The following is a 1874-nucleotide window of genomic DNA, read 5'->3' as shown; positions in this document are numbered from 1 at the left end:
CCGGGGACGCCGGCCGGCTCCTCCTCCGCCTCCGCGGGCGTCCCGGCCGGCGTCCCCGGAGCCCACGCCCCCCACTCCGCCGCGGACGCCGACGGCGCGGCGCCGGTGGCTGACCACGGCGTCCGGTCCTTCGAGGCCCGGTGGCGGGCGCCCGGTGGGGTGACCGTCCGGGCCCGGCTGACCGTCGGCCCCGAGGGCGGCTTCCTGCCCGGCGCGGCACCCGGCCTCACGCTCGCCCCCGCGGGTCTCGCGCACGCCCTCGGGCGCGCCCCCGAGGGCCGGGAGTGGCTGCTGGTCGCCGAGGCGGAGAGCGTCTGGGACCCGCGCTGGCCCTCCCCGGCGGACATGTTCTGGCCGCGCGAGGAGGCGAACGCCTGGGACCGGGTCCACGTGGGCGGCCTGCGCGGCGCCGACCTGAGCACCCTGGAGATCAACCGGCTGTCGGACGACGACAAGGAACTGCGCAAGCTCCTGAAGGACTGCGCCCGGGACGGCTGGAACGTCCACGTGGTCGTGCACGAGGCGATGACCCCGGACGAGCGCGGCCTGCGCCCGCTGGTGCGCAGGCTCCCGGCCGGACTGCGGCACCGGGTGATCGAGCACCGGGCGGCGCCGGACCAGTACCGGGCCGTCAACTGGGCGCTCAAGGACCACGGCGTGGAGGTCCCGCGCGGCGGCGCGGTCGTCCTGCCCGGTGATCCGGCCCGTCCGGGGTACGACCGCGACGTCTTCACCGTGCGCACGGTCTTCCTGGACGGCTCCGAGCCCACCGCGCTGATCGACGCGCTGCACCACTTCGTGGCGCTGCCCGCGCCGCTCCCCGAGGGGGCCGCCGAGGGGGTGCGGGTGATGCGCGAGCAGTGGCACCTGGTCACCCTGCAGGAGCGGCTGGCGCACGCCGAGCAGCTGGTGGTCATGTACCGGGAGGCCCTCGACGCGATGACCCGCTCCCGGGACCTCTACCGGGAGGCCGCCGAGCAGGCGCACGAGGCCCTGGCCGCCCTGCGCGCCTCGGCCGGCCCGGCGGCGCTGCCCGCGCCCCGCGCGGACACGCCGGCGCAGCCCGACGCCGGTACGCCCGCGCAGGGCTCCGGCTTCTCGCTGCGCCAGTTCACCCGGTCGCTGGAAAGGATGAAGGACGCGGGGAAGGGACGCCGCGAACGCCCGTAGTGGGGAGAACCGGTCCCCCTCCCGGGGGACCGGCCCTAAGCTCGTCGAATGGCCAAGTACTTCGACGTTCACCCCGACAACCCCCAGCCGCGCACCATCGCCCAGGTGGCGCAGGCCCTCCGGGAGGACGCGCTGATCGTCTACCCCACCGACTCCTGCTTCGCGCTGGGATGCCGGACGGGCAGCAAGGACGGCGTCGACCGCATCCGCGAGATCCGGCAGCTCGACGACCGGCACCACTTCACCCTCGTCTGCCGCGACTTCGCCCAGCTCGGTCAGTACGCGCAGATCGACAACGACGTGTTCCGGTCCGTGAAGGCCGCGACGCCGGGGCAGTACACCTTCATCCTGCCGGCCACCCGCGAGGTGCCCCGGAAGCTGGCCCACCCCAAGAAGCGCACCGTGGGCGTGCGCATCCCCGAGCACCCGGTGGTCCGGGCGCTGCTGGAGGAGCTGGAGGAGCCGCTGCTCTCCAGCACCCTGCTGCTGCCCGGCGACGAGGAGCCGATGACCATGGGCTGGGAGATCAAGGAACGGCTCGACCACCAGGTCGACGCGGTCCTCGACTCCGGCGAGTGCGGCACGACGCCGACCACGGTGGTGGACTTCTCCGAGGGCGTCCCCGAGATCGTGCGGCGCGGCGCGGGCGACCCCACCCCGTTCGAGTGATCGCCGGCGGGCCGCCGGGCCTCGTCCCGGCGGCC

General features: G+C 75.4%; 2 protein-coding genes. Both read left to right on the top strand.

The features are described 5' to 3' along the window. Positions 1-1170 (top strand): hypothetical protein (locus tag ACOV8S_RS22480; RefSeq protein WP_448319771.1); only part of this gene is annotated, 1170 nt, incomplete at its 5' end. A 48-nt stretch (positions 1171-1218) separates the two neighbouring features. Beyond that, a complete protein-coding gene (locus ACOV8S_RS22475) occupies positions 1219-1839 on the top strand; it encodes an L-threonylcarbamoyladenylate synthase (RefSeq protein ID WP_448319769.1) in 621 nt (206 codons plus the stop codon). Positions 1840-1874 lie beyond the last annotated feature (35 nt).

It is taken from the genome of Streptomyces sp. CO7, from assembly GCF_053474865.1.
Note: the sequence above shows the minus strand (reverse complement) of the source record. Positions and strands in the feature narration are given on the sequence as shown.